At 61.4% G+C, this 4,767-nt stretch carries 1 protein-coding gene and 1 pseudogene; both read left to right on the plus strand.

Translation table 11 applies throughout. The features are described 5' to 3' along the window. Window positions 1-61: 61 nt before the first annotated feature. Entirely contained in the window at window positions 62-3,319 is a 3,258-nt protein-coding gene (locus DBR20_RS22105) for an ESPR-type extended signal peptide-containing protein (RefSeq protein ID WP_181393056.1), read from the plus strand. Window positions 3,320-3,397: 78 nt separating this feature from the next. Next, window positions 3,398-4,767: pseudogene (locus DBR20_RS22110) on the plus strand (hemagluttinin domain-containing protein); the annotation flags it as partial.

Consider the following 4,767-nt stretch of genomic DNA (forward strand, 5'->3'; position numbering starts at 1 on the left):
CGTCGCTGCGGAACTGTTCCGCAGCGACGCTCACATTCGACTCCATTGTTAAGGAAATGCCATGAACAAAATCTATCGTCGTCTCTGGTCAACGGCTCGGCAGTGCTGGATTGTCGCCAGCGAGCTTGCATCTCCTCGCGGAAAGCGCACCAGTACCGTTCTTGCGGCTGGTACGGTTGGACTGGTCATGCTTGCGACGGTCGCGCAGGCCGCTGAGCCGGAGGTCGAGCCGGGTGAATTCGATGAACAAAGCCTGGTCGAAGACTATCCGGCGACTCCATCTGTTGCGGACCCTGCGTTGCGGAGCATGTTCGGTAATCTTCCGCTTCAGGCAGCTGCTACTGCAGGTTCGATAAACTCGCTGCACACACAGGTCGCGCTGACTACGGATAATTTTTACCGGGACTCGACAGTCTCAGGTGACCTGCAGATGATTCTCGGCTCACGCTCCAGTCTGACGGGTAGTAAATCGGTTGGTTACGGAAGCCTGTTGACCGCGAGTGGAACCAACAACGTAGCCGTTGGCTATGGCGTCAGAGTGCGACAGGGGTATAGCACCGCAGTTGGCGCTGAATCTTATACCGACGGAGTCGGTGCGACGGCCTTCGGTAACAATGCTAAGGCGTACGCAGACAATTCGATTGCTGTAGGCAGTGGCTCCAGGACCAATGATGGCGCCGGCATTTCCAGGATTGCCATTGGTGGTGATGCGTACGCGGGCAGTAGTGGCTGGACGGGGGCGATCGCATTGGGTGGGGAATCGCGCGCAGAGTACGACGGTGTGGCTGTTGGTTATGGTGCAAAGACATCGGCAAATGGCACTGTGGCACTTGGTCGTGGATCGCTTGCCACAGAGGCCAACACCGTTTCGGTCGGTAGCGCCAGCGTAAAAAGGCGGGTGGTAAATGTGGCCGATGCGCGGCTGAACTCGACCAGCAGTGATGCAGTCACAGGCAAGCAGCTGTATGCAACCAACTCCAACGTGACCAAGGCCCAGACCGCAGCCGACGGAGCGAAAACGACGGCCACGGCGGCACAATCCACCGCCAACACGGCCAACACCAATGCCAACACAGCGTTGGCGAAGGCCAATACGGTCAGCGGCTTGGTCAGCCAGGTATCAGCAAGTGGCCACGTAAGGCTGGGTGGTGAGAACACAGGTACTGTGCTGGATGTGCGCAACAAGTCCAACGCAGTTCGCAGCATCACCGGCTTGAAGGATGGGGCGCTTTCTGCATCCAGCACTGAAGCTGTGACGGGCAAGCAGCTCAATGCAACCAACACCAATGTGACCGATGCCAGAACTGCAGCCGATGCGGCTAAGACGACGGCCGCGGCAGCACAATCAACGGCCACTACGGCCAACACCAATGCCAACACTGCATTGGCCAAGGCTAATACGGTCAGTGGCTTGGTCAGCCAGGTATCTGCCACTGGCAATGTGCGTCTGGGTGGTGAGAACACCGGCACGGTTCTGGATGCCCGCAACAAGTCCAATGCGGTGCGCAGCATCACCGGGCTGAAGGATGGGGCGCTTTCTGCATCCAGCACTGAAGCTGTGACGGGCAAGCAGCTCAATGCAACCAATACCAATGTGACGACTGCTCAGACGGCGGCCGACGCGGCGAAGACCACGGCCACGGCAGCGCAGACTACGGCCACTACGGCCAACACCAACGCCAATACAGCGCTGGCCAAGGCCAATACGGTCAGTGGCCTGGTCAGCCAGGTATCGGCCAGTGGCAACGTGCGTCTTGGCGGTGAGAACACCGGCACGGTGCTGGATGCCCGCAACAAGTCCAATGCGGTGCGCAGCATCACCGGCCTGAAGGATGGGGCACTGAGCACGTCAAGCACGGAGGCCGTCACCGGCAAGCAGTTGAATGCCACCAACGGCAACGTTGCCGCCGTGAAGTCCACGGCAGACGCAGCGCAGGCGCGGGTGGCGGTGCTGGATGGCCTGGTGGGGCAGGTGTCGGCAAGCGGAAACGTGCGCTTGGGTGCAGACAACACCGGCACCGTCGTCGACGTTGCCAACAAGACCGGTGCCAAGCGCAAGCTGCAGAATCTGGCCAACGGCGTGCTCAGCGCGTCCAGCGCCGATGCGGTAACCGGGCAGCAGCTCAATGCCACCAATAGCGAAGTGACCAGTGTGCGCACCGCCGCAACCGCAGCGAAGACGGCGGCCGACGCTGCCCGTGGCATAGCCGATGGCGCTGTGCAGAAGGCTGATGCCTTGGGCGGACTGGTGGGCCAAGTGTCTGCCAGCGGCAACGTGCGTCTGGGTGCAGAGAACACTGGGACTATCGTGGATGTCGCGAACAAGAGCGGTGGCAAGCGGCGTATCTACAACATCGCCAACGGCACGCTGAGTACGGGCAGCACGGATGCGGTGACCGGGCAGCAGCTGTTTGCGACCAATACCACGGTGGAGACGCAGCGGCAGGCTTTGGCAGGGCATGCGCAGCAGCTGACGGATCAGGACGGACGTATCGCTGACAACCGGGTCGAGTTGGATGCGCTGCGTACGGACTTCGATAACTTCGATCCGGATCTGGATGGCGTGGTTAAGTTCAGTGCTGATCGCCTGCTGGTGGACATGGAAGGCGCGCGTGTATCGGGTGTGGCTGCCGGAGATATTAGTTCTGCGGCCAGCACGGATGCGGTGAATGGCGGCCAGTTGTTTGCGACCAATGAGCGCGTCAATGCGATTGAGAGCGCCGGAATGTTCCTGAGTATTGGAAGCGACAGCCTCAGCGAAGCCGCTAGGTCAGGTGCCTTTGGTGTGGCCATCGGTGATTCGGCGCAGGCAAGCGTTGAACATGAGGGAGGAACCGCGGTAGGGGCATATGCCAATGCGAGTGGCAAGAACTCTGTAGCCCTCGGCAGAGGGGCACTTGTGGAGAAGGGAGCGGAGAGTTCTTTCGCGCTCGGTGCTGGTTCACGCGCAGCGGCAGTTGAGACAACGGCGCTTGGCGCGAATAGCAGGGTTGAAGCCAGTGCCGCAAGGTCCGTCGCCGTGGGCGCTGGATCAATTGCAAGGGAATCTGACACCGTCTCCTTTGGGACGAGTCTGTACCAGCGCCGACTGGTGAACGTAAGTCGAGGTATCGCAGAGGGTGACGTCTCCACAATCGCACAGCTCAACGAAACTCTTGCCGGTTTCGGAGGTAGTGCAGGGGTGGATGCTCTTGGAAACGTCGTTGGGCCCACCTATAGCGTGCAAGGTGGCAAGCAGGACAATGTCGGAGACGCCCTAGCTGCACTCGATGGGGCGGTGGTCAGGTCAGGCAGCCGCGTAGATGGCCTCGAAGGTTAGCTGCGTGCGACGTTCCAACAGTCGCCCTCGACCCGGGCGGATGGAGTTGGCCAGCTGAACTTGGCAGGTGCGCAAGGCATGGTTCTGTCGAATCTGGCCGATGGTCGTATTGCCGCTGGTAGTCGCGATGCTGTGACTGGTAGCCAGCTGTATGCAGCCAAGCAGGATATCGCCGATAACAGAAGCGAGATCGATCAGATGAAGGAACAGCGGAATGGCCTGGCTGGCTTTGCTCGCCAAGGTCCGATTGACTTCGCTGGCGCTCGGATCACCGGTCTGGCTGATGGTGATATCAGTTCTGCATCGAGCAGTGATGCCGTCACTGGCGGGCAGCTGTATACGTCAAACAGCAGGTTGAATGATCTGGAAGATTCACAAAGGTTCCTGTCGGTAGGCTCCGCCGGTCCGGCAGTTTCCGCCAAAGCTGGTTTGGTGGGTGTTGCGCTAGGTGATTCGGCCGTGGGAGTTGGCGAGGGCGCGACTGCGTTGGGTAGTTTCTCCCGCGCAGGAGGCAAGAACTCTGTCGCTCTTGGTCGTGCCGCGCATGTCATGGAATCTGCGGAGGATGGCTTTGCGGTGGGTGTAAGGTCGGTGGTTGACGCGGAGAAGGGCATTGCAATTGGCGCTGCAAGCTCAGTCCAGGCGGGTGCCGCCTATAGTGTTGCCATTGGCAGTGGCTCTATCGCCAGAGATACTCTTACTGTTTCGTTCGGGGAGGGAGCACTCCAGCGCCGCCTCGTCAACGTAGCCAACGGCCGCAACGCCAACGACGCAGCCACCATCGCTCAGCTGCGCGGCGCGCTTTCCGCCCTCGGCGGCAACATCGACGCCAACGGCAACGTCACCACCCCCGGCTTCAACGTCCAGGGCCAGCACCAGAGCACCGTCAACGATGCCCTCGCCACGCTGGACTCCGCCGTAGTCACCACCGGCTCCCGCATGGACCGCGTCGAAACCCAGCTCCGCTCGGTCTTCAAGGAAACGCCCTCCACCCGCAGCGACGGCACCGCCCAGCTCACCCTGGCCGGCGCCAACGGCATGGTCATCTCCAACGTGGCCAACGGCTTGATCGCGGCCGGCAGCCGCGAGGCGGTCAACGGTGGCCAGCTGCACGCCGTGCAGCAGCAGCTCAATGGCCGTATGGACGGGCTGGAGCAGCGCGCGGATGGCCAGCCGCAGTCGCGTGCGCTGTCCACGGCTTCGACGGCGCCCACCGAACAGGTCACGCCAACGCCGGAAGCCAGCGATTCGCCGCAGGTGGCCTCGGCAGGCGAGGGCACGTCGCCCACGCCGCAGCCGAAGTCGAAGAAGGACGATACGCCGTCGCCCACGCCGCAGGTCGATACCGCCGAACTGGAAAAGATGCTGGCCCGCGCCAACGAGTACACCGATGGTGCGATCAACAACTTCGAGCGCCGCCTGGACAAGATGGACAAGCGCTTCAACCG

It is taken from the genome of Stenotrophomonas sp. HMWF023, assembly GCF_003060985.1.
GTDB classification, from domain to species: Bacteria; Pseudomonadota; Gammaproteobacteria; order Xanthomonadales; family Xanthomonadaceae; genus Stenotrophomonas; species Stenotrophomonas lactitubi.